We start from the raw sequence: 22,571 nt of genomic DNA on the forward strand, positions 1-22,571 counted from the left end.
CCCCGGCGTCGCGCTCGGTCGTGCCAGCGAGTGCCGACCGCGACCGTCCTCGCCGTCAGTCGCCGTGAACGCTCTCGCCGCGGAGCAGGCGGCTGGCGATCGTGAACGTCTGTTCGGCCTCGCGGCGCGTGGGGCTGTGCGCGGCGAGGTAGCGCGCGGCGGCGACGGCGGCGACGCGCTCGCGTTCGCTCGGCAGTCCGTCGGGGGCGTCGGGCGCGCGCTCGCGGACGGCGCGGAACTGCGCGAGCGCGGCCTCGTACGCCTGGAGCGTATGGAAGCCGGCGTCCTCGCGAAGGAGCGCAGCGCCGAGGGTCGACCACAGCGGTCGGGGGCTATCGGCGACCACGAGCAGGGCGGCGGCGTGCCGGCCGGCGTCGTTCACCGAACCCTCGCGGTCGAACGCGTCCCGCAACGCGTCGCGGTGCGCGTCGACGGTCTCGACCGCGACGTCGCCGCTGGCGGGGTCCGGGATCTCCGCGGGTGGACTGTTCAGGAACCGGTCGAGGTACACCGAGAACGCGCCGTCGAGCACGCCACGGTAGAGTTCGGTCGGCTCGACGCGCCCGGCGGCCTGCTGAACGGCGTTCGCGTACGTGAACGTGTGATGGACGGTGTTCCAGTCGCCGAACTCGTTCGTCGTCCCGAACCGCGCGACCCTGGTCGCCGCCGCGCTCGCCACCTCGTGCGCGAGCGCCTCGACGGTCGCCCCGGCCCGAATCGCTTCCCTGAGCGCGTCCGCGACCGCGTGTGGGTCGTCGCCGAGCAGGTCCTCCTGGAACTCGTTCGGCGGCGTCCAGCCCGGGTCGCGTTCGCCCGCCGCGAGCGCTGGCAGGTCGTCGACGAACGACTCGCGCATCGCCGCGAGGTCCTCGGGCTGGCGCCACTCCGAGCCCTCCTCCGCGCGCTCGGCGTCCGTGAATCGCGTGACGAGGCTCGCGAGCACGTCCGCCGCGTCCGCGCGACCCTCGGGCGCCTCGTCATCGCGCTCCAGCGTTCCGTCGCTCGCGCCCGGCCAATCCAGCCGGTCGAGGGTCTCCACGGCCTTGTTCGTCATGTCGAACGAGTGCCCCGAATCGAGGTAGGCGTGGTCGGTCGCCGCCGCGTACAGCATCCGCTCGACGTCCTCCTGGTCGCAGGTCGCGACCGCGGTCCGCAGGACGCGTTCCGCGCCGTCGCTATCTCTGACCTCGACGGTCTCCCGGAACCACTCCGCGAGGCGCTCGGCGGAGACGTCGTCGACGTCGAACGCGGGCTGGTCGAACCGCGGCGCCTCGCCCGCGCAGTCGCTCGCCACGTGCCGCAGGCCGGTGTAGAGTGCACGCTTGCGGTCCGCCTCGTCGAGGACGTCGAGCGCGTTCGTCATCGCAGCGAGGATCGTGAGCCCGGAACTCCAGCCGTCGGCGCGATAGCGCGTTCCGAACGCGACGCCGCGCTCGGCGACGTCGACCGCCGGCACGTCCGCGTTCGCGAGCCCGACGACGCTCTTCGCGACCACGAGCCGGAGGTTCTCCTCGAGTCCGGTGTCGAGGCGCTCGCGCCAGTGCGTCGCCGGGTCGCGGTCCCGCGGCGGGTCCGGGTGAACGTAGACGTCGCCGTCCCGAACCTCCGTCGGGTACGTCCGGACGTCGTCCGCCCACGGGTCGAACGTGTCCCCGCAGGAGAGCTCGAAGCGCGCGTGATGCCAGTGACACGTCAGGACGCCGTCCTCCACGCTCCCCTCAGAAAGCGGGAACCCCATGTGTGGGCAGCGGTTGTCGACAGCGCGCACCTGTCCTTCGTGGTGGAACACGGCGATCGCGCGACCGCGCGCCGTCAGCAGTTCGCGGCCCGCCTCGCGAAGGGTCGCGAGACTCGTCGCTCGAACGAAGCCGTCGTCGCCCGCGTCGTCGGACGTTGCCATACCACGTGATTCGTGCGCGTCGGTCAAAACCGTTCCCTAAAATCGAGTTCACCAGCGGTCCGTCGGGCATTCCACCTAAGTGCACCCCCGACTTATCGCCGGGCAATGCTCACCGAGGGACGGGAGGCGCCCGCGTTCGCGCTCCCCGGCTACCACGACGGCGAGATCGGCGAGTTCGCGCTCGACGACTACGTCGGCGAGGACGTCGTCGTCGTCGCGTTCTACCCCATGGACTTCAGTCCGGGCTGCACCGAGGAACTCTGCAGTCTCCGCGACATCGACCTCCTGACGCTCATGGAGGACGTCACCATCCTCGGGATCTCCGGGGACTCCGTGCACAGCCATCGCGCGTTCGCCGAGGCGAACGCGCTCGAGTACCCGCTCCTGACGGACTCCGTCGGCGAGGTCGCCGAAGAGTACGGCGTCCTCCACCCGGAACTCGACGGCCACCTGCGCGTCCCGAAGCGCGCGCTGTTCGTCGTCGACGACCGCGGCCGCATCGCGTACGCCTGGAGCACCGAGGACCCGCGCGTCCAGCCCGACCTCGACGCGGTCCGGAACGCGATCGACGGCGTCCAGGACGACCGCACGGCCGCGGAACGCTACGGCCGGGGCTACCAGCACTACACGTACGGGCGCTCGGAGTTCGAGAACGCACTCGGCGCGTACGACCGCTCTGGCTGGATGGACGCCGCGGCGGCGTTCGAGGAGGCCGTCGCGTACTTCGACACCGCCGCCGGCGCGTTCGACTCCGCGCGCCGGTTCGCCGAGACCGAGCGCGTCCACGAGATCGCGACGGAAGCGCGGAACGCGAGCGACGACTTCAGGCAGGCCGCTGCGTGGTTCGCGAGCGCCGCCGAGCACCGCGCCGAGGGCAAGGACGGCCTCGCCGACGAGTACCACGAGGACGCACAGCGACCCCACGAGTCCGCGCGCCAGGTCGGCGAACTCGTCGACCCCGACGAACTCCCCGTGGCGTAATAATTGACCGACGGACTCCCCAGACGACATCCCCTCGTCGTCGACCACGCCGCACGGAGTACTTTTCAATCGCCGGCGAGAACGCTGCAAGCATGGATGCGCAGGCGACGGTTCGCGCGTACTACGCGACCCTCGACGACGAGCGGTACGACGACCTTCGGAACGTGCTCGCGCCGGGGTTCACCCAGCGCCGGCCCGACCGCACGTTCGACGACCGCGAGGCGTTCCTCTCGTTCGTCACCGAGGACCGCCCGCACCAGGACACCGACCACGTCCTCGACGGCGTATTCGTCCGCGACGACCCCGAGACATCTGCCGACGTCCGTACGCCAGCGGCTGGCCGCAGCGTCGGGGACGCCGGCGCCGACGACACCGGCGCCGCCGACGCTTGGACGCCGACCGCCGGCGACGAAGCCGAGACCGTCCTCGCCCGCGGCAGCGTCGAGACGGCCGACGGCGACGTCGTCGTCCGCTTCGTCGACGTCTTCGACGTCCTCGCCGACCGCATCGTCGCCCTCGACACGTACACGCGCTGACCGCGGAGAACCGACGAACGCGCGGTTGTGCCAGCGACACATCCCACCCTGGCAACGGCGCTCGACGCCCCATCGACCACGAGCCCCGTGACGAACGCCGCCAGCACCGACAGGAGCCACCGATCGCACCGGACATCCAGCAGGTGCCCGCAATCCACGACGGATCGAAAGTTAACGCATATACCCGGTAACCGCGTATTCCTGCTGCACATGCAGTTCTGTGACGAGTGTGGTTCGTTGATGCACACGGAGGGCGACACGTGGGTGTGTCGATCCTGTGAGAACGAGGCGGCGCGGGACTCGCAAGCGGAAGTGGCGATGGCGACCCGGGATGGACAGCGGGACGACGGAGCACCAGCCGTGGCCGACGCGACCCAGGGCTCCACCGAGACGATGCAGGAGTCCTGTCCGGCGGACGACTGCGACAGCGACCGGGCCTACTACGAGATGATGCCGAAACCGGGCGGCTCCTACGAAGTCCGACTGTTCACCTGCATCGAGTGCGGCCACAAGTGGCGCGGTTCCTGACGGCGCATCTCGCTCGAGTGCTATCCTCAGCCTCCGCATTCCGCGGAGAGCGGAAGCGACCGTGTTCGGTCGCGCCTGCGGCGCGAGCCCTCCGCCGCACCGCTCAACAGAGGATGACCGTGTGCGGTCGCGCCTGCGGCGCGACCCCCCTACTCTCTGTCGCCAGCGCCGAGTGCGCTCTCGCCGACCGGCGAGTGGCCCTCGATGACCTCGAGGCCGCCCATGTACTCCCGTAGCGGTTCCGGGACGTCGACGGTGCCGTCGTCGTTCTGGTAGTACTCCATGATCGCGACCATCACGCGCGGCAGCGCCACGCCCGATCCGTTCAGGGTGTGGCAGTACTCCGCCGACTCGTGGCGCTCGGGCCGGTACTGGATGCCCGCGCGGCGCGCCTGGAACTCCTCGAAGTTCGAGACGCTCGAGACCTCCAGCCAGCGACCGCCCTCCTCGGGGCCGTCGGCCATGTCGTCGCCGGGCGCCCACACTTCGACGTCGTACTTCTTCGCTTGCGTGAACCCCATGTCGCCCGTGCACATGTCGAGGACGCGGTAGGGGAGACCGAGGCGCTCGAGGATCGCCGTCGCCTCGTCGAGCAGGCCCTCGAGTCGGTCGTAGCTCTCCTCGGGCCGCACGAAGTTCACGAGCTCGACCTTGTTGAACTGGTGGACGCGGACGTACCCGCGCGTCTCCGTGCCGTGCTCGCCGGCCTCCCGGCGGAAGTTCGGCGAGTACGCCTGGTACTTCAGCGGCAGGTCGTCGTCGAGCAGGATCTCGTCGCGGTGCATGTTCGTCACCGGCACCTCCGCGGTCGGGAGCAGCCACAGGTCGTCGTCGTCGTACGCGTCGTCCTGGCGCGCTTCGACGCGGTACGCGTCTTCGTCGAACTTCGGGAGCTGGCCCGTGCCGCGCATCGACGCCGAGTTCACGGGGATCGGCGGCAGGACGTCCGTGTAGCCCTGCTCGCGGTGGACGTCGAGCATGAACTGGACGAGCGCCAGCTCCAGGCGCGCCCCGTCGCCCTTCACGAACTGGAACCCGCCGCCCGACACCTTCGCGCCGCGCTCGAAGTCCAGGACGTCCAGGTCCTCGCCGAGGTCGTAGTGCGGGACGACGGTCTCGGGGAGGTCCCGCAGGTCGTCGAACCCCCAGCGGTAGTTCTCGACGTTGTCGCTCTCGTCCGCGCCGGTCGGCACGCTCTCGTGGGGGACGTTCGGGACCTCGAGCAGGCGTTCGTGGAGTTCCGTCTCCAGTTCGTCCGCGCGCGCCTCGACGTCCTCCAGTTCCTCCTTGAGTTCCTGCGAGCGCTCGATGGCCTCCTCGGCCTCCTCGTCCTTGCCTTCCTGTTTGAGTTCGCCGATGGAGCGACTGACCTCGTTGCGCTGGTGGCGGAGGTCGTCGCCCTTCGCTTTCAACTCGCGCCACTCCTCGTCGATCTCGAGTATCTCGTCCACGTCGACGTCCGTGACGCCCTTCCGGTCGACGGCGTCCCGGACCACGTCGGGGTTCTCGCGCACGTACTGGCGGCTGAGCATTCTTGCCCGAGGGTTCGAAATCCCCGGGGAAAATCGTATCGGAAGTGTGTTCCACCGTGTCAGGGACTGGCGCGGTCGGGTGCGGGCGATACGGGCGACTCTTGGGGGAGGTCGTCACGACGGCCAGGCGGCCGCGAGTCACTCGTTGGTATCGATGGGTTCGACTGCTAGCTATCCGACGTCGACGGGTCGGACGACGACGGTGCCGGTCGCGTCGACGGTCACGAACCGGTCGGCGTACGTGAACGAGACGGTTACGGTCGAGCGGTCCGTGTCCGTCCCGGTCGTGGTGACGATCGCGTCGAGTGCGTCGGGGTCGACGCGCTCGTAGAGGGATTCGATATCCAGCGGGTCGCGGTTCAGGTCCGCTGCCACCAGTTTGACGACGGCGTTCGACGGGTCGGTCTCCGACCAGTCGAACGTCTCCCGGATCGCGTCACGTGCGATATCGTCCGGGGGAGCGTGGCTGTCTCGCTCACTGTCCATAGACTGCCTTTCTTCGAGGGGGTGAAAGTTGTTGTGACTCCGTTTGTGACAGTGTAGGGACCCGACGCGGTGCTCTGGAGCGTGCCACGAAGTGCGGCCGCGAAGTGCGACCGCGCTGGCGCGCTACGGTTCGTGGTTGGGACACGAGAGATGAAGCGCGCCGATACCTCCTCAGACCCCGAGCCGTATAGTCGTTGTGTGATTATCTGAGTTACTCGCCCGATGGGCCCGAGAGGTCGCGAGACGACGAGCGGCGGCATCAGGTTCGAGTGTAGCTGAGAACGTGACAGAACTCGCAGTCGGGAGCGATCGGACGGTTAGCGCGCCGACCGCGGACGGCGTCGCACATGGCCGTCACTGCGACCGCCACACCCAGTAACAACGTCTATCCGTCTCCGGGTGCGACTCTAGTTGAACTCCCGGGTTCGCCCGGGCAGCAGGTTGGGACACATGAGTACGAACGATGCACTCGAGGAGGCGGTCGACGTTCTCCAAGAGCTCGGATTGAAGGAATACGAGGCGAAGTGCTTTGCGGGCCTCGCACGTCTTCCGCGGGGTACAGCGAAGCAATTGAGTGAGATCACGGAGGTGCCACGGACGCGCGTCTACGACGCCATCCGTGTCCTGGAGGCCCAGGGGCTGGTCGAGGTCCAGCACAAGAGTCCCCAAGAGTTCCGTGCGGTGTCGCTCGAGGAGGCCATGGAGACGCTCCGGGACCGCTACGAGTCCCGCGTCCAGCGGCTCGCGGACGCACTCGGGAACGTCGAGCAGATCGAGGCCGACGACAAGGACGACCCCGTCCAGGAGGTGTGGTCGCTGAGCGGCTCGGGGGCGATCGCGTCGCGGACCGAACGGCTCCTGGTGGACGCGAGAGACGAGGTCGTGCTCGTCGTCGGCGACGAGTCGGTCCTGACGACCGAGCTCGTGGCGACGCTCACGGAACTCGACGACGACGTCGACGTGATCATCGGCGCCGTCTCTCACGAGGTCGAGCAGGCGGTCGCGGACCGGTTGCCTCGCGCGGAGACGTTCGTCTCCGGCCTGGAGTGGCTGCACGCGGTCGACGCGGAGGCCGCGGAGACCGCAATCGGGCGGTTGCTGCTCGTCGACCGCGGCGCGATCCTCGTGAGCACGCTCGTGCCGGAGTCCGGCGAGGAGCACGCCGTCTTCGGGACGGGGTTCGGGAACGGCCTCGTCGTCATCTCGCGTCGCCTGATGGCGCAGGGCCTGCTCCCCGCCAGTGACCCCGCGGACCCCTGAAGAGGACGCCGTCGCTAGCGGTCGAGAATCAGAAACGGGACCCGGTCAGTCGCATGCGGTCTGCTACTGCTCGTGGCACCCGTCCAGTAACGCGAGGACGGGGGCGACCTCCTCGAAGTCGGGGCCGCGGCGTACCCGTCCCTCGGCGTCGTCCCAGCGAACGTACCCTCTGTCGACGAGGTACGGCAAGTGCTGATGGTGGGCGCGGACGAGCAACGGCTCCTCGTCGGCGACGGTCGGTGCGGTCGAAGAGGTCCTCCCCCCGTCGCCGACCAATTCGTTCGATGCGAGACCGTCGTCCGCGAGAGCGTCCTCGACGGCGACCCAGTCGTCCGGGTCGGCCTCCACGACCGCACGCAGGAGGTAACGGCGTTCCTGACTAGAGAGTGCTTCGAGCGCCCGTCCGAGGTCGTCCCGTTGTCTTCCTCCTTTCATGGAGGTACCAAGGGGCCTGAACCGTTTAAGCACCAACAGATTTTACACGGTTTGTTTTTTTCATTATTCGAGTCACAATGTCGGTGCCCGGCGCATACCGGACAGTGGACAAGACTGATACCCTCTCACGGAAACCGAACGTGTGTATGCGACATCGTCCCGTCCTCGTCGTCCTGTGCTGTCTCTGCGTGGCCGCCCCCGTCGTCGCCGCGACGGCGCCCCCCGGGAGCGCCGCCGCCACCAGCGCTGCCCCGGACGACCCAGCGAACCCCTGCGTCGGCACCATGAGCAGTCCCGCCGAGGGCATCACGGTCGTCAGCGTCCAGGGGATGCGCTTCGGCGACGACGGCGGGAAGCGCACGGCGCGACTCGTCGCGCTCGGCCCCCGCGGCCAGATCGAGTGGGTGCACCAGCGCGACGGCGTGACGTGGTCGTACGACGTCGACCCGCTCGAGGACGGCACGCTGTTCGTCACCGCCACGCAGTCCCGTCCGGGAGACAAGCCCGGCCAGACGCTGTTCTACAAGCTCGACCCCGAGACGGGCGAGACCGTCTGGAGCGAGACCGCGCCGTTCGTCGACACGCACGACGCCGACCTCCTCAGCGACGAGGAGATACTCGTCGCGAACATGCGCGCCACGCAGAACGTCTCCGGGAACCGCGACCGCCTCCTCGTCTACAACCGCACGAGCGACGAGATCACGTGGCAGTGGCAGTTCCGCGACCACTACGACCGCGATGCGGACATCGGCGGGAACTACAGTCACGACTGGACGCACGTGAACGACGTCGACGCCGTCAACGACACGCACTACCTCGCCAGCCCCCGGAACTTCGACATGGTCGTCATGGTGAACCGCACCAGCGGCGAGGTCGAGTGGGAGCTCGGCGAACCGAACAGCGACGACGTCATGCTGAAACAGCACAACCCCGTCTACTACGAGAGCGAGAACGGCACGCCGACGGTGCTCGTCGCCGACTCGGAGAACAATCGCGTCGTCGAGTACGCGCGCCGCGACGGCGACTGGGAGCGCACGTGGCGCGTCGGGAACCGGTCGTCGCTCTCGTGGCCGCGGGACGCCGACCGCCTCCCGAACGGGAACACGCTCGTCGGCGACTCCAGCAACAACCGCGTCCTCGAGGTGACGCCCGAGGGCGAGGTCGTCTGGGAGGTGTACACGCCGTGGCTCGTCTACGACGTCGAACGCGTCGAGTACGGCGACGAGGCCGGTGGCCCCACCATCGCCGACCAGAACGCGACCGGGAACGCGACCCTCCACGGCGACGCGGACTTCGACGCGACCCGTCAGGAGGAGTGCGTCGCGCACATCGAGAACGCGACCGCGTTCGAGGACCTCGGCGACGACGGCGACGGCGGTATCGTGGGCGACCTCTTCGGCGGGAACGACGACGGGAGCGACGGCACGGACGGCGCGGGCGACGACAGCGAGGACGGGAGTGACTCCGGGGTCGGCTCGGACGCCCTCGGCCCCGTCCCCTTCGTCGGCGCCGTCCTCGCGATTCTCGCGGTCGCCGCCGGCATCGCCTACCGGCGCCGCGGCGCCTGAACGCGGTCGGGGTCTCGAGCGCGACTCAGAGTTCGAACGTTTCGCCGTCGACCGCGATCGGATCCGCGAACGCCTCGTCGGCCGGGTAGAAGTGCGCGGCGTGCACGACCCGCGTCTCGCCGGCGTCGAGGTCCTCGCCGAGCGCGAGCGCGCCCTCCTTCGTCATGTGCTTCGTGCCGAACGTCCGCGGGACGCCGTCGGCGTCCTCGTGCTTCCCGCCGAGCGGGTGGTGCTCGCAGAGCGACGCCGGGACGATGCCGTCCGCGAGCAGGAGGTCCGGGTCCGCGAGCACGTCCCGGGAGCGTTCGGGAACGCCGTAGCTCGTGTCGCCAGAGAGCGCGAGCTTCGCGCCCGTCGCCGGGTCCTCGACGACGAGCCCGTAACACAGCAACGGCGGGTGGTCGACGGGGACGAGCGTCACCTCGAACCCGCACGTCTCGACCGTCTCGAACGGCGCCGTCGCGTGAACCGTCACGGCGTCGAGGTAGTCGTACTTCCGCGACACCGTCTCCGCGACCGACTCCCCGAGCGCGGGGTCCGTCTCGTCGGCCGCGTACACGTCGAGGTCGTCGAGGAGCCGGTACGCGTTCCCGAGGCCGTCGAGGTGGTCGAAGTGCACGTGCGAGATGACGGCGGTGTCCGGGAGTTCGACGTCGTTCTTCAGGAACTGATAGCGGAAGTCCGGGCTCGCGTCCACGAGCAACGACTCCCCCGTACGGGGATTGTGGACGTGCACGGAGAACCGCGTGCGCTCGATCCCGCGCTCGACGGCGTCGCGGCACGTCTCGCACCCACACCCCGGCGTCGGCGTCCCCGTCGTATCGCCCGTCCCGAGCAACGTGACCTGCATCACGCAGTCCTACAGGACGCGGCCGGAAAGACGTAGCGCCACGAGCCGACGACGACGCACGCCGCCCCACCAACCGCCCTCAGTCGTCGTCGGCGTGGTCGTGGCCGTCGGCGTGGTCGTGGCCGTCGCCGTGGTCGTGGTCGTGGCCGCCGTCGGTCGCGCCCGGCGTGCCGCCCGCGATGAGGGCGTCGCCGTCGCCGTCCATCATGTCGAGGTTCTTCAGGTTGTCGCGTTCCTCGAACTCCTCGACCGCGTCCACGAGGTCCTGCTGGGTGAGCGTCGTCCGCTCCTCCGTCAACGCCGACAGGACCGCCTCCCGCATCACGAGCCGGAGGTCGCTCCCCGTGAGGCCCTCCGTGATGTCCGCGATCGCGTCCGGCTCGAACTCGTCGATGTCCATCGCGTGCGTGATGAGCCGGAGGATGTCCGACCGCATCCCGCGGTCGGGCTTCGGGAAGTTCACGATCTCGTCGAACCGCCGCCACGCCGCCGAATCCAGGTCGTCCGGGTGGTTCGTCGCCCCGATCAGGAGCACGTCGTCGTCGATCAGCGACATGTCGTCGATGCTCTTCAGGAGCGTGTTCACCGCGCGCTTGATCGCCGCGTGCTCGTCCCCGCCGCGGGTCTTCGCGACGAAGTCGAACTCGTCCATGAACAGGATACAGGGCGACAGGCGCTTCGCGACCTCGAACGTCTTCTCGACGTTCTTCGCCGTCTCCCCGAGGTACTGGCTCGTGATCATCGAGAGCTTCACCTCCACGAACGGGAGGTCAAGCGAGTGCGCGAGCCCCCTCGCCGTGCTCGTCTTCCCCGTCCCCGGCGGTCCGACGAACAGGAGCTTCCCGATCTCGCGCAGGCCGATTCGCGCGAGGTAGTCGCGGTGCTCAATCGCCTTCACGACCTTCTGGATCTCCTCTTCTTGCTCCTCGGTGAGCACGAGGTCGTCGAGCGTCATGTCGATCTCCTCGGGCGCGCGGATGTCCACGAGGTCGAGCATGTCCTCCTCGTCCTCGTCGTCCGAGTCGAAGTACTCGTCGAGCAGCGAGTCGATCCACACGCGGTCCGCCTGGATCGGGCGGTTCGCCTCGCGCGCGGACTCGTAGTCCACGCCCTCGAACGCGTCCACGTCGAACGCCCCGTCCTCGCCGTACGCGAACGCAAGCACGGGGTTCGTGTGCACGCGCTCGTCGTCGGCGCGCTCGGCGTACCAGTCCACGGCCATGTCCACGTCCGCGAGCGAGATCGAGCCCGAGAACTCGTCGCGCTCCGTGAACATCAGCCCGGAGATGGCGTCCCACGGATGATCCGTGCTCGCGGCGGCGCGCGCCGTCGCGTTCGTGACCGACACGGGGCGTTTGACTTCCCCGTCGCTATAGAAGACACGCCGGTACCGCGGCGGCAAGTCGTTCTCGTCCAGCGACCGTTCCTCGTTGTAGACGTGCGCCGTCAACAACAGTTCGACGACCGAGAGCGCCGCGTTGCTCATTCCCCGCGAGGTAGGACTGGGAACCGTTTAAGACCGTCGAACCGTCCCGGCGAGCGCGTTCGAAACGTGACCGCTCGCGGGCGCCAGGTTCGATACCTGGGCGCTCGCGGACGGCGCGTTCGGGGCGTAGACGCTCGCGGGCGTCGGGTTCGAGACGGGGACGCTCGTGGGCGTCGAGTTCGAGGAGGCGTTCGTCGCATCCGCCGTTCCGATCGGTGGTCGGTCCCGCGGCCCCGACGACGTCGACTCGTCGGGGTCCACGCGGAGGTAGAACAGGATCGGGCGCGAGTACTCCTCGTCCGGGCTGTCGCCGTACCGCTGGTGACTCACGCGCTCGTAGCCGTTCGCGACCAACCACTCGTGGAGGCGCTGTCCGCCGTCCTCCGGGTACCTCGGTCCCTCGTTCTGGCCGAGCGTCACCACGACCGGCGGCTTCGTGTCGTTTAGCACCGACGCGTCGTCCGTGTCCGAATACACGAAGTGCTGGCCGGACTGGTTCGCGTCGTACTGGTACATCTCCATGTACCACATCCACGTCCGCCTGTCGTAGTACGGGTTGGGAGCCGGCGGCTGCGCGAGTTGGCTCTCGTTCCCTATCGCGAACCCGTCACCCCAGAACAGCGCGTCGACGTCGCCCGGCCCACCCCGCTCCAGGCCGAGCTGGCGGACGCGCTCGAGCGTCGGTTTCGCGTCCGTCGACGGCTGCGCGTACTGGATGATCGTATTGTCGGGGTCCTGCGGGTTCACGTACACTTGGTCGGCGACCGCGAACCCCATCCAGCCGAACACGCATAGGAGGAGTACGGCCGCGATCGCCACGCCGACGCCGTCGTCGAGCGTGTACGAGTCGATCCCCCACCGGAAGAGGATGGCGAGCCCGACGGCCGCGGGGATGGCGAGCGGGACGATCGCGTGCGCGGTCGCCCACCCGGCCTGGATGTCGGTCGCGATCGGGTACCCGAGGACGCTCACGAATCCCCAGTAGGACGCGAGCGCGACGAGGTCACGCGGCCCGCCGTCGCCGTAGCGGTCGACGAGGAAGCCGACGACGGCGAACGCGGAGACGACGAGTGCGCCCGCGATCATCACCTCCACGTAGTGCTGGAGGAACGCGGTGTAGGAGTGCTCGTGGCCGCCCCAGATGCGCGTGAACTCCTCCCAGCTCCCGACGGTCGCCTCCTCGACGACCGCGAGGAACTGCGTGGGGTCCCCTTGGCCGAGGTCGCCGAGCGACGAGTACAGCCCCATCGCGTCCGTCGTTTCCTCGCCGCGACTCGGCGGCCCGCCACCGCCGGGCTTGAGGTAGCCGCCGCCGCGGGGCGCGTAGAAGAACACGATGATCGCGAAGAACTCGAGGACGGCGCCGACGCTCACGAGGACGCTCCGCCAGTCGACGGCGAACCAGAGTCGGCCCGTCGCAGCGCGGTCGTGGTCGGGCTCGCGGTCTGGCTCGCGGTTGGGCTCGTGGTCGCGGTCGCCGCCGTCTGGCCGCGACGCATCGTCGCTCCAGACGCCGCGGAGCGCGGTCGGGATCCGGCGGACGCGAACGGGGAGGAGCCAGCCGACGTACGCGACCGCGGTCCGGAACGGCCCCCGACCGTCGCCGTGGTTCGCGACGAACAACCGATGGTCCAGCAGGAGGACGGCGGCACCGAGCCAGCACGCCGCGTACAGCAGGCCGTTCTCCTTCGTCGTCATCCCGAGCGCGAACGCGCCGACGGCCGCGAACACGTACCGGTGCTTGCCGGTGTCGTAGTACCTGACGGCGGCACCGACCGCGAGCAGCATGAACGCCGCCAGCGGCACGTCGTTGCGCATGAACCGCGAGTAGTACACGAGCACGGGGTTGAGCGCGAGCAGGAGACCGAGCGCGACGATCTCGGTGTCCCGGAGGTGCTCGCGGAACAGCCACGCCGTCAGCGGCAGGAGACCGCCGATGACGGCGACGACGAGTCGCGCGGTCACGTCCGACGGCCCGAGGAACTCGAACACGTACTTGTTGACGTGGAAGAGGAACGGGCCGTGGACGATGGCGCGGTACTCCCAGACGCCGGATTCGAGGTAGCGGATGATCCAGTACCCGACCCGGCCCTCGTCCTGGTGCGCGACGCGCGCACCGAGGGTGACGAACCGCAAAGCGAGGCCCGCGATCGTCATCGCGATGAGCGAGTACAGCGCCGACCGCGACGTGTCCGGGAACGGCGACGCGCGGTTCGCCGCCGACAGCAGCCAGCCGTCGCGGCCGTCGCGGTCGTCGCGATCGGCTTGCTCGCCGACGCCAGACTCGGCGTCGTCAGCGTCCTCGGCGGGGTCCGCGTCCTCGGTGCGATCCTCGACGGCGGGCGTTCCGTCGGTCGCGTTGGCACCTGCGCCCGCGTCGGGCCTGCCGGTCGCGTCGGCGTCGGAACTGGCATCCGCGCCCGCCGACTTCTCGTGTCCGGCCTTCGAGGTGTCCGGGCCGAACTCGAACCCGCCGTCCGCGTCGCCGTCGTCGGCGGGCGTCGAGCCATCGTCGGTGGGTGTCGAGCCGTCGTCCGCAGTGGGACTGTCGTCCGCGGCCGGTGTCTCGTCTGGCCAGACGTCTCCGGGCAGTCGGTCGTCGTCGGCCGAATCGCCGCCGTCGTCCGGGGGGTCCTCGTCGGAGGGCTCCGAGGACTCGTCAGTCATTGTTCTCCTCGACCCAGTGCGGGGGTAAACGCTTTTTGCTATCTCACGGGCCGAACGGGAGCCTCCGCGGTGCTCGGGGCCGCTCCGGGACGACGACGACGACCGTCCTCATCGACGTCGTCGCCGACGGACCAGCGTAAACTCCGCGCCCCGGAGGTCGGAGTTCTGCGGTGTTTTATGGCGCCCCACCCCCACTATTCGTCTATGGACTCGCAGACACCCGTGATCGCAGCCGCGTACCGGACCCCGCAGGGCAAGAAGGACGGCGTCTACTCCGATATCCGCGGCGAGGACCTCTCGATCCCGCTCATCGACAAGATCCTCGCGACGAACGACCTCGACGGCGACGACGTCGACGACCTCATGTGGGGGTGCGCGCAGCAGCGCGGGCACCAGGACAACAACGTGGCCCGGGTCATCGCGCTCATGAGCGACCTCGGCGAGAACGTGCCGGCGACGACGATCAACCGCTGGTGCGCGTCCTCGATGACCGCCGTGATGAACGCGAGCGACGCGATCGCTGCCGGGAACCGCGACTGCATCGTCGCGGGCGGGTTCGAGCACATGACGAACGTCCCCATGGAGGGCGGGATGGACGGCCGGAGCTTCCACCCCGACTTCCAGGAAATGTACAACATGGTCGAACTCCAGATGGGGATGACCGCGGAGAAGGTCGCCGACGAGTACGACGTCTCGCGCGAAGCGCAGGACCGCTACGCCGCCCGGAGCCAGCAGCGCGCCGCCGCGGCGACCGAGGAGGGCCGGTTCGAGGACGAGATCGTCCCGATCGAGACGCCCGACGGCCTCGTCACGGAGGACGAGGGCATCCGGCCCGGCACGGACTTCGAGACGCTCCAGGGCCTCCCGACGGTGTTCATGGAGGACGTCACCGCGGGGAACTCCAGCCAGATCAGCGACGGCGCGGCCGCGACGCTCGTCACGAGCAAGGCGTTCGCGGAGGAGCACGACCTCGAGATCCTCGCAGAGGTCGGGATGAACAACGTCGCGGGCGTCGACCCGACTGTGATGGGTATCGGGCCGGTCCCGGCGACGCGCGGCCTCCTCGAGCGGAACGGCCGCGACATCGACGACTACGACCTCGTGGAGCTGAACGAGGCGTTCGCATCCCAGACCGTGTACGCTCGCGAGGAACTCGGCATCGACGAGGACATCTTCAACGTGAACGGCGGCGCCATCGCCATCGGCCACCCGCTCGGGGCCTCGGGCGCGCGCCTCCCGGTGACGCTCATCCACGAACTCCGCAAGCGCGGCGGCGGCAGCGGCCTCGCCACGCTCTGCGTCGGCTTCGGTCAGGGCGCAGCGATCGAGTTCGAAGTGAACGGACAGTAAGCGCGCCGCGAGCGGGCGACGGCTACCGAGGGGCCCCAGCGGTGAACGGCGGTCGAGGCCGGGTACCGCGCTCGATTATTGTTCGGGGTCGTCCGTCGTCGTGTCGATGCGACAGAGCTGGTTCCCGCCACAGTAGCCCGTGACTGCGTTCTGGAGCAACCCGAGTCCGGTGATGCCGGCTATCGCGGCCGTCGTCCTGCGGCGAGCGCGCGCCGCCGAGACGGCGACGGCGACCAGCCAGATGCCGATGACGCCGCGAGCAATCCGGTCATATTCGTCGAGGTTCGTCCGCATGTCTCGTGGATGTCGCCCTGGCGTCGAATCGGTGCTGCCGAACGCGTCCGGGGGGTTCTTAGGGGTCGGTCGAGCCGCCAGTTCTATCGGGTGGCGCTCCGCGTCCTCGAGTATGAAGCGGGTTCGAATCACGCTATCTCCCTCCGAGTCGTACCTGCCGCCCGTCTATCGGCTCCTCACGCGGGAAGCCACGTACCTCTCTCGCGTGGACATCGTGAACTGGAACGTCGCGGAACCGCCGGTCGGGTTCTTGCTCTGGGTCCGAGGCGACCACGGCCAGCTCGAAGCGGCGCTGGAGGCGGGCGAGAACGTCCGCGAGTTCGAGTTGTTCCCGGATGGGTCGGACGAGGCGTACGTGTTTCTCGCGGCCGAGACGGCGACGCCGGCCCGGGCGCTATTCGAGAACTTCACTCGCGACGACGTCCTGACCGTCCCGCCCATCGAGTGCCACGACGACGGAAGTAGCACGTTCACGCTCGTGGGGACCGACGGTGCGATCCAGGACGCCGTAGACGGCGTCCCCGACGGTGTCACCGTCACGGTCGACGCGGTCGGGACGGGGGCGGTCGAGGGCGACGACGTCGTCCGGTCGCTCTCGGGGAAACAACGCGAGGCGGTCCGGGCCGCGGTGCGTGTCGGCTACTACGAGGTCCCGCGGGCGGCCTCGGTTGCGGACGTCGCGAGCGAACTGGACTGCGCCAGGTCGACCGCGTCCGAACACCTCCAGAAGGCAGAGTCGCGCGTCTTCGCCGCACTATTCGGCGCCTGAGGCGTCACGGGTGGCGGCCGCGGCTCGCTTCGACCCGTACGCGGTCGCGTGGACGCCTCACCCGTCAATGCGCGGGACGTCGTGGCGGCCGAACCCGTACCGGAGGCGGTTCGCGAGGCGTCGCGAGAACTTCCCGGGGTCGGCGACGCGGGAGTCGAAGCGCTCGGCGAGCGCCTCGTAGACGAGCGGCATCGCGACCTCTTGCTCCAGGGCCTCCTGGATCGTCCACGTCCCCGTGGACCCGCCTTCGACGCGGTCCGCGACCGTGCCGAGCGAGTTCCCCTCCTCGCGGAAGGCCTCCTCGCAGAGTTCCAGGAGCCACGACCGGATGACGGCGCCGTTGTTCCACGTTCGCGCGACCGATTCGAGGTCGAGGTCGTACCGGCCGTTCGCAAGGAGTTCGAACCCCTCGCCGTACGTCTGCATGAGCGCGTATTCGACGCCGTTGTGCACCATCTTCACGTAGTGCCCGCTGCCGGCGGGCCCCATGCGGTCGTGGCCGTCGGGGCCTGTCGCGACCGCGTCGAACACGGGTACGAGTTCGTCGTACGCCCACTCGGGGCCGCCGACCATCAGCGAGAAGCCCTCCTCGGCGCTCGCGGGACCGCCGCTCGTCCCGCAGTCGAGGTACGCTGCCTCGGTCGATTCCGCGCGACGCACGGAGTCCTCGAAGTGCGAGTTCCCGCCGTCGACGACCACGTCGTCGCCGTCGAGGTGGCTCGCGAGGTCGTCGAGCGCGGCGTCCACTGCGTCGCCGGCGGGGACCATGAGCCAGATTCGCTTCTCGTCGCCGAGGCGCTCGGCGAGGTCCGTCACGGAGTCGGCGGGTTCCGCGCCCGCGTCGGCCGCGTCCGCGACTGCGTGCTCGTCGAGGTCGAACGCGACAACGTCGTGTCCCGCGTCGAGTGTTCTATCGACGACGATGCGCCCCATCCGACCGAGGCCGACGACTCCAAGTTGCATGCGTCGGCGTGCGCGCGGCGGACAAGTATGGGTTCCGGTCGCCGGACGCGAGTCCGATCGTCGACTAGCGAGCGGAGGTTCGACAGCGCGGTCGCGTCAGCGGAGGTTCGACAGCGCGATCGACCGGGACGTCTGGATCCACGCGTCGTCGGCTTCGGCGTCGAACACGACGACGTCGCCCTCGCCCGTCTCGATGGCCGCGTACCGGTTGGGGACGGGCGACTCGCCACGGTCGTCGGCGTCGTCCTGCGCGTTCGCTTCCATCGTTCCTTCCTTGCATTCCCGCGCGGGAAGCGCATCCGGCTAGGCACGTAGGGCGCGACGCCAACACCAAACGCGTTTGGGATTGGAGAACGCAGAGGGGGAGTATGGACCTGGCGGACATCATGTCGCAGATACCGTACTGTCGCCACCTCGGCATCGACGTCACCGAAGCCGAGGACGGCCACGCCGAGGGCCGGCTCGCGTTCGACGACCACCACTCCTCGGTCCCCGGGAGCGACGTCGCACACGGCGCGGTCGTCCACGGCCTCGCCGACACCGTCGCCGGCGCCGCAGTCATCTCCCTCCACCACCGACCGACGCCGACCGTCGACATCCGCTTCGACCACCTCGCGCCCGCCCGCGGCGACCTCCATGCCGAAGCCGACGTCCGCAAGGACGGCGACACCGTCGCCGTCGCCGACGTCACCGTCACGCACGACGACGCGCTCGTCGCGACCGCCCGCGGCACGTTCAAGACAGCCGGCGACGCCCGCGGCTCCGCGTGGGACGGCAGCGACCGGCTCGGCGACGACGTCGAGTGACGCGCCCACGACGTCGAGCGACGCACACGACGCAACCCCGTCCCTCCGCGGTCGCGAATCGCTCGCGGACGTCGGAAGGCACGGGCTTTTACTCGCCGCCCCCGAACCGTCGCGTATGCTCGGTAACCCGAAGCTCCGGAAGGTCGCGTCGCTCGGTACCGTCGCGGTCGGCGTCGTCACGCTCGTCGCCCCGAAGAAGGCCGCCGTCCTCGGCGACAAACTCTCCCTGTCCACGCGCTACGAGACCCTCGGCGACGGCGAGTTCACGCCCCGCGACTGGTACGTGGACGCGACGCGCGCGAGCGGCGCCGGCATGATCGCCGCCGGCCTCACCGGCTTCGCCCTCGCTGCACGCGACGACGACGCGGCGACCGACGCGGACGCGGCCACCGTCGAAACCGACGACGACGTCGACGTCGCGGTCGAGACCGACGACAGCGAACTGGGCGACGACGGCCCCGTCCAGATCGACCTCGACGACGCCGACGACCGCTCGGACGACGACTGAATCCGACCCCCAGCCACCTGCACACCGGTTCGATCCGCCGCTGACTGCACAGCGCTCCGATCCTCCGTTTCGCGCAACCGTCGCCTAGACGAGCGCCGCCATCTCGTCGAGGTAGTCGTCGTAGACGTCGAGCGCCGACTGGATCGGGTCGCTCGTCGACATGTCCACGCCAGCGCCCTGCAGGAGTTCGAGCGGGTACTCGCGCGACCCCTTCGCGAGGAACTCGCGGTAGGGCGCGGCCGCGTCCTCGCCCTCGTCGATGATGCGTTGCCCGAGCGCGACCGCCGCCGAGATGCCCGTCGCGTACTGGTAGACGTAGTACGCGCGATAGAAGTGCGGGATGCGCATCCACTCGCGCTCGACGTGCTCGTCCACGGTCGCGGGCTCGTAGAACTCCCGCTTCAGGTCGCCGTAGATGGAGTCCAGGGCGTCCGGCGTGATCGCTTCGCCGTCCTCCTCGAGCCGGTGGGCCTGGTGTTCGAAGTCCGCGAACATCGTCTGGCGGTACAGCGTCGACCGCACCCGTTCGAGGTACTCGTTCAGGACGTGCCGGCGGAACTCGGGGTCCTCGACGGTCTCCAGGAGGTGGTGGGTGAGGAGCGTCTCGTTCACCGTCGACGCGACCTCGGCCACGAATATCTCGTAGTTCGAATAGACGTACGGCTGCGCGTCCTTCGTGTACTGCGAGTGCATCGAGTGCCCGAGCTCGTGGGCGAGCGTGTACATCGACGAGATGTCGTCCTGGTAGTTCATCATGATGAACGGCTGCGTGTCGTACGTCCCGGCGGAGAACGCACCCGCGCGCTTGCCGTCGTTCTCGTACACGTCCACCCATCGCGACGCCAGGCCCTCCTCGACGCGTGACTGGTACTCGTCGCCGAGCGCACCGACGGCCTCGACGACGTACTCCGTCGCCTCGTCGTACTCGACGTCCGGACTCTCCGTTGCCGTCATCGGCATGTAGAGGTCCCACATCTCCAGCTCGTCGACGCCGAGGACGTCCGCCTTCAACTCGGCGTGCCGGTGGAGCTTGTCGAGGTTCTCCCGGACCGTCCCCACGAGGTTGTCGTACACATCCCCGGGAACGTTCGGGCCGTCCATCGCCGCCTCGCGCGCCGTCTCGTAGTTCCTGACGCGAGCCTCCTTCACGTCCGCCTTCACGGAGTTCTTGTACGCCGCTCCGACCGCGTTCCGGACGCCAGCCCACTCCTCGTAGAACGACTCGTGAACGGTCTGGCGGAACTCGCGGTCGGGCTCCTTCAGGAGCGTCGTGAAGTTCGACTGCGTGATCTCGACCGCCTCGCCGTCGGGCTTCTCGACGGTCGGGAACTCCATGTCCGCGTTCGCGAGCATGCTGTAGACGTCGCCCGTCCCGTGCGTCACCTCGCCCAGTTCCGCGAGCACCTCCTCGACCTCCGCCGACCGCGTGTGCGCCTTCGTCCGCAGGACGTCGTCGAGGTAGTGCTCGTACGCCTCGAGGCCGTCGGTCGACTCGACCATCGCCTCGACCGCCTCGCGACTCGCGCTCTGGATCTCGGGCTCGACGAACGACGCCGCGGAGCGCGCGTCCGACGCGAGCGACTGCGCACGCGCCGACTGCGCCTGGTACTGCTGGTTCGTCGTGTCCTCCGCGGACCGCATCTGCGCGTACGACGCCACCGTCGACACCTCCCGCATAACGTCGTCGCGCAGTTCGAGGGTCGAAAGCAGCGTCTCTCCGTCCGCGACGACCTCGCCCTCGTACTGCTGTAGTTCCTCGAGTCGTTCGCTGACGGCCTCGAACGCGTCCTCCCACTCGTCGTCGGAAGCGTAGACGCTCTCGAGGTCCCACTTGTACTGCTCGTCGATCTCTGACCGCTCGGGGACCGAACTCATGGGACGGGCTTGGCTGCAGCTTCAGGTAAGCGTTGCCACTCGCCACGCGTCCGAGAACGGGGTCAGACACGACCCCGAGCCGGGGGACAGACGCGACTCCAGGCCGGGGGAACTGGTTTAGGGTCGCGCCCGTAGCCACTCGCATGAACCTCGACGCTGCACTCGGTCGGACGTGGCGCGACGACGCGCCCGAGGCGTTCCTGCGATCGCTGTGCGAGCTCGACGACCGGATGGCGGGCCACCCTGGCGAGGCGCGCGCCGCTGCGCTCGTCGCCGACGCCTTCGAGACCGCGGGTGTCCGCGACGTCACGCGGACGTCGTTCCCGCTGACGGTGTGGACGCGCGGCGAGACGACGCTGCGCGTCACCGACCCCGTCGACCGCGCGTTCGAGGCGCTCGCGCTCCCGTACTCGCCGGGAGCGACGGTCGAGGGGCGCCTGGTCGACGTCGGCCACGGCACGCACGGCGAGATCGCGGCCGCCGACCTCGACGGCGCCGTCGCGCTCGCACGCACCGACTCCCCGGCCGACGGCCGGTTCGTCCACCGCATGGAGTCGTTCGGGCACGCCATAGACGCCGGTGCCGAGGCGTTCCTGTTCCGGAACCACGTCGACGGCCAGCTCCCGCCGACGGGCTCGCTCCGGTTCGACGAACCCGCTCGCGCCCCCGGCGTCGGCGTCTCGAAGGAGTCCGGCACGTGGCTCGCGGACTACGCCGACCGGGGCGCTCGCGTCGCGCTCGACGTCGACGCCACGATAGCGGAAGGACACAGCGAGTACGTCCACGGCGTCCTCGGGCCCGCCGACGCCGACCGCGAGGTCGTCGTCGTCGCGCACTTCGACGCGCACGACGTCGCCGAGGGCGCGCTCGACAACGGCTGCGGGATCGCCGTCGCCGTCGCCCTCGCCCGTACGCTCGGCAGGCTCGACGCCGCGAACGACCTCGACGTCCGCGTCCGCGTCGCCGGCGTCGGCGCGGAGGAGGTCGGGCTCCGCGGCGGGTACGCGCTCGCCGACGCACTCGACCTCGAGGACGTACAAGCCGTGGTGAACGTCGACGGAGCGGGCCGCCACCGCGACATGACAGCGATGTCCCACGGCAGCGACGACCTCGACGCTCTCCTGAACGCGGTCGGCGACCGCGTCGATCACCCGATCGAGACCGAGACCGACCCGCATCCCTGGAGCGACCACTGGCCGTTCCTCCGCGCGGGCGTCCCCGCCGTCCAGCTATACAGCGACTCCGGCGACCGCGGCCGGGGCTGGGGCCACACCGCCGCCGACACGTTCGACAAGACCGACTCGCGGATCGTCCGCGAACACGCGATGCTCGCGACGCTCCTCGTCCTCGAACTCGCCGACGCTGACGTCGCCCGAATCGACGACGCCGCGCTCCGCGACGCGATGATAGAGCAGGGATTCGACTCCGGGATGCAGGCGGCGGGGATCTGGCCGACGGAGTGGACGCGCTAACTCGGCCCTTCAGGCGTCCCGGTCGGTCGTCACGCCGGAGCCAGCAGTCGCCGTCGGACGCGCCGAAGCGTCGTCGACGCCCGGTAGTCGTACCACGCGACGAGCACGAACGCGAACGCCGCTGCTGCCGGCCAGTCAGCGGTCAACACGACGTACAGGGCGTGCACGACGAGCGCCACGTAGAGGACGCGCGTCGCGACGCGCGCGGACCGGACAAGCCCGGTCGAATCGTCCGCCATACTCCCCGATATGGTCGGGAGCGCAATAAGTTCCAGCGCTAGCATCCCACACGCACGGTGCCGTCG

Annotated in this window: 22 protein-coding genes; 10 read left to right on the forward strand and 12 right to left on the reverse strand. The window is 69.3% G+C overall.

The features are described 5' to 3' along the window. Window positions 1-55 precede the first annotated feature (55 nt). Window positions 56-1,900: a Rieske 2Fe-2S domain-containing protein gene (locus G9C85_RS10325; RefSeq protein ID WP_166039636.1), complete on the reverse strand. Its 1,845-nt coding sequence runs from the start codon at window positions 1,898-1,900 to the stop codon at window positions 56-58. 105 nt (window positions 1,901-2,005) lie between these two features. Here G9C85_RS10325 and G9C85_RS10330 point away from each other — a divergent pair, with 105 nt between their 5' ends. The 3 genes from G9C85_RS10330 to G9C85_RS10340 all read left to right on the forward strand — a co-directional run bounded on the left by G9C85_RS10330 (window position 2,006) and on the right by G9C85_RS10340 (window position 3,945). Then, a complete protein-coding gene (locus tag G9C85_RS10330; RefSeq protein ID WP_166039638.1) occupies window positions 2,006-2,881 on the forward strand; it encodes a redoxin domain-containing protein in 876 nt (291 codons plus the stop codon). 92 nt (window positions 2,882-2,973) lie between these two features. Continuing rightward, window positions 2,974-3,417, forward strand: a complete 444-nt coding sequence (locus G9C85_RS10335) for a hypothetical protein (protein ID WP_166039640.1) — start codon at window positions 2,974-2,976, stop codon at window positions 3,415-3,417. Between the two features lie 210 nt (window positions 3,418-3,627). After that, window positions 3,628-3,945 carry an RPA12/RPB9/RPC11 RNA polymerase family protein gene (locus G9C85_RS10340; protein WP_166039642.1) on the forward strand — a complete coding sequence of 106 codons (318 nt, stop codon included), beginning with the start codon at window positions 3,628-3,630 and terminating at the stop codon, window positions 3,943-3,945. Between the two features lie 149 nt (window positions 3,946-4,094). On the opposite strand, the gene serS is transcribed toward G9C85_RS10340, so the two are convergent. Then, on the reverse strand, window positions 4,095-5,477 hold the full coding sequence (serS, locus tag G9C85_RS10345) for a serine--tRNA ligase (protein WP_166039644.1): 1,383 nt from the start codon (window positions 5,475-5,477) through the stop codon (window positions 4,095-4,097). A 171-nt stretch (window positions 5,478-5,648) separates the two neighbouring features. Beyond that, a complete protein-coding gene (locus G9C85_RS10350) occupies window positions 5,649-5,963 on the reverse strand; it encodes a HalOD1 output domain-containing protein (protein WP_166039646.1) in 315 nt (104 codons plus the stop codon). A 450-nt stretch (window positions 5,964-6,413) separates the two neighbouring features. Here G9C85_RS10350 and G9C85_RS10355 point away from each other — a divergent pair, with 450 nt between their 5' ends. Further along, complete coding sequence (locus G9C85_RS10355) at window positions 6,414-7,223, forward strand: TrmB family transcriptional regulator (protein WP_166039648.1); 810 nt, start codon at window positions 6,414-6,416, stop codon at window positions 7,221-7,223. A 63-nt stretch (window positions 7,224-7,286) separates the two neighbouring features. Here the strand turns inward: G9C85_RS10355 and G9C85_RS10360 are convergent, their stop codons facing one another. Next, on the reverse strand, window positions 7,287-7,658 hold the full coding sequence (locus tag G9C85_RS10360; protein WP_166039650.1) for a hypothetical protein: 372 nt from the start codon (window positions 7,656-7,658) through the stop codon (window positions 7,287-7,289). A gap of 146 nt (window positions 7,659-7,804) precedes the next feature. Between G9C85_RS10360 and G9C85_RS10365 the strand changes: the two genes are divergently transcribed. Further along, window positions 7,805-9,226 carry an aryl-sulfate sulfotransferase gene (locus G9C85_RS10365; protein WP_166039652.1) on the forward strand — a complete coding sequence of 474 codons (1,422 nt, stop codon included), beginning with the start codon at window positions 7,805-7,807 and terminating at the stop codon, window positions 9,224-9,226. Between the two features lie 25 nt (window positions 9,227-9,251). Here the strand turns inward: G9C85_RS10365 and G9C85_RS10370 are convergent, their stop codons facing one another. The 3 genes from G9C85_RS10370 to G9C85_RS18590 form a co-directional block, all read right to left on the reverse strand. Further along, a complete protein-coding gene (locus G9C85_RS10370; protein WP_166039654.1) occupies window positions 9,252-10,076 on the reverse strand; it encodes an MBL fold metallo-hydrolase in 825 nt (274 codons plus the stop codon). A gap of 79 nt (window positions 10,077-10,155) precedes the next feature. Further along, window positions 10,156-11,562, reverse strand: coding sequence for an ATP-binding protein (locus G9C85_RS10375; RefSeq protein WP_166039656.1), 1,407 nt, complete (start codon window positions 11,560-11,562; stop codon window positions 10,156-10,158). 27 nt (window positions 11,563-11,589) lie between these two features. Beyond that, complete coding sequence (locus tag G9C85_RS18590; protein ID WP_193570691.1) at window positions 11,590-14,229, reverse strand: flippase activity-associated protein Agl23; 2,640 nt, start codon at window positions 14,227-14,229, stop codon at window positions 11,590-11,592. 204 nt (window positions 14,230-14,433) lie between these two features. On the opposite strand from G9C85_RS18590, the gene G9C85_RS10385 reads away from it, so the two are divergent. After that, entirely contained in the window at window positions 14,434-15,579 is a 1,146-nt protein-coding gene (locus tag G9C85_RS10385; protein ID WP_166039658.1) for a thiolase family protein, read from the forward strand. 75 nt (window positions 15,580-15,654) lie between these two features. Here the strand turns inward: G9C85_RS10385 and G9C85_RS10390 are convergent, their stop codons facing one another. Continuing rightward, on the reverse strand, window positions 15,655-15,873 hold the full coding sequence (locus G9C85_RS10390) for a YgaP-like transmembrane domain (protein ID WP_166039660.1): 219 nt from the start codon (window positions 15,871-15,873) through the stop codon (window positions 15,655-15,657). A gap of 112 nt (window positions 15,874-15,985) precedes the next feature. Here G9C85_RS10390 and G9C85_RS10395 point away from each other — a divergent pair, with 112 nt between their 5' ends. Further along, window positions 15,986-16,642: a helix-turn-helix domain-containing protein gene (locus G9C85_RS10395; protein WP_166039662.1), complete on the forward strand. Its 657-nt coding sequence runs from the start codon at window positions 15,986-15,988 to the stop codon at window positions 16,640-16,642. Between the two features lie 57 nt (window positions 16,643-16,699). On the opposite strand, the gene G9C85_RS10400 is transcribed toward G9C85_RS10395, so the two are convergent. Together G9C85_RS10400 and G9C85_RS10405 are read right to left on the reverse strand one after the other, a co-directional pair. After that, the gene (locus G9C85_RS10400; RefSeq protein ID WP_166039664.1) at window positions 16,700-17,605 is read right to left on the reverse strand and encodes an NADP-dependent phosphogluconate dehydrogenase; all 906 of its coding nucleotides are present in this window, start codon (window positions 17,603-17,605) and stop codon (window positions 16,700-16,702) included. Window positions 17,606-17,701: 96 nt separating this feature from the next. Continuing rightward, window positions 17,702-17,869, reverse strand: a complete 168-nt coding sequence (locus G9C85_RS10405; protein WP_166039666.1) for a hypothetical protein — start codon at window positions 17,867-17,869, stop codon at window positions 17,702-17,704. A 104-nt stretch (window positions 17,870-17,973) separates the two neighbouring features. Between G9C85_RS10405 and G9C85_RS10410 the strand changes: the two genes are divergently transcribed. Further along, window positions 17,974-18,411 (forward strand): PaaI family thioesterase, encoded by a 438-nt coding sequence (locus G9C85_RS10410; protein ID WP_166039668.1) that lies wholly within the window; start codon window positions 17,974-17,976, stop codon window positions 18,409-18,411. Window positions 18,412-18,526: 115 nt separating this feature from the next. Then, window positions 18,527-18,919, forward strand: a complete 393-nt coding sequence (locus tag G9C85_RS10415) for a hypothetical protein (RefSeq protein WP_166039670.1) — start codon at window positions 18,527-18,529, stop codon at window positions 18,917-18,919. A gap of 84 nt (window positions 18,920-19,003) precedes the next feature. Here G9C85_RS10415 and pepF read toward each other — a convergent pair whose 3' ends face one another. Beyond that, window positions 19,004-20,794 carry an oligoendopeptidase F gene (gene pepF, locus G9C85_RS10420; RefSeq protein WP_166039671.1) on the reverse strand — a complete coding sequence of 597 codons (1,791 nt, stop codon included), beginning with the start codon at window positions 20,792-20,794 and terminating at the stop codon, window positions 19,004-19,006. 143 nt (window positions 20,795-20,937) lie between these two features. Here pepF and G9C85_RS10425 point away from each other — a divergent pair, with 143 nt between their 5' ends. Further along, window positions 20,938-22,266 (forward strand): M28 family peptidase, encoded by a 1,329-nt coding sequence (locus tag G9C85_RS10425; RefSeq protein WP_166039673.1) that lies wholly within the window; start codon window positions 20,938-20,940, stop codon window positions 22,264-22,266. A gap of 29 nt (window positions 22,267-22,295) precedes the next feature. Here G9C85_RS10425 and G9C85_RS10430 read toward each other — a convergent pair whose 3' ends face one another. Next, the gene (locus G9C85_RS10430) at window positions 22,296-22,505 is read right to left on the reverse strand and encodes a hypothetical protein (protein WP_166039675.1); all 210 of its coding nucleotides are present in this window, start codon (window positions 22,503-22,505) and stop codon (window positions 22,296-22,298) included. Window positions 22,506-22,571 lie beyond the last annotated feature (66 nt).

The sequence above is a fragment of the Halorubellus sp. JP-L1 genome (assembly GCF_011440375.1).
Classification (GTDB): Archaea; Halobacteriota; Halobacteria; order Halobacteriales; family Natrialbaceae; genus Halorubellus.